1 pseudogene is annotated in these 476 nt (G+C 43.3%); it reads left to right on the top strand.

Annotated elements, in window-relative coordinates:
- Positions 1-102: 102 nt before the first annotated feature.
- Positions 103-476, top strand: a pseudogene (locus SB658_RS21860) (Na+/H+ antiporter subunit A); the annotation flags it as partial.

Below are 476 nucleotides of genomic sequence, written 5' to 3'. Positions count from 1 at the left end.
AGTGCGATATAATTTGTACTGGGTCCTATGACCGTGAATTGATTGATTCATTCTTACATAAAGCAGTTGCTTGATGAAAAAACAAGCAAAGGAGGTCTTCTGTTGCAGCTGTTACATTTCGCGATTTTGGCGCCTTTTTTATTTGCATTTATCGTTCCCTTTCTTTATAAACGGGTAAAACAAGTCCATACAGGCTGGTTTGTGCTGATAGTGCCCGTTGTGCTGTTTGTTTACTTTATCAGCAAGCTCCCTGTCACAATGGCTGGAGAAACCGTCCGGTATGCGGCCGAATGGATTCCGTCCCTCGGTATTAACTATACCGTTTATATTGACGGACTCGGGCTGTTATTCGCTTTATTGATTACGGGCATCGGCTCTTTGGTGACGCTTTACAGTATTTTTTACTTATCGAAGGACAAAGAAAAGCTCGGCCCTTTTTATGTGTACCTGCTGATGTTTATGGGCGCGATGCTCGG

It is taken from the genome of Bacillus sp. SIMBA_008 (assembly GCF_046535495.1).
Lineage (GTDB): Bacteria > Bacillota > Bacilli > Bacillales > Bacillaceae > Bacillus > Bacillus subtilis.
The sequence above is the reverse complement of the archived record's forward strand: the minus strand, read 5'-3'. Positions and strand labels throughout refer to the sequence as shown.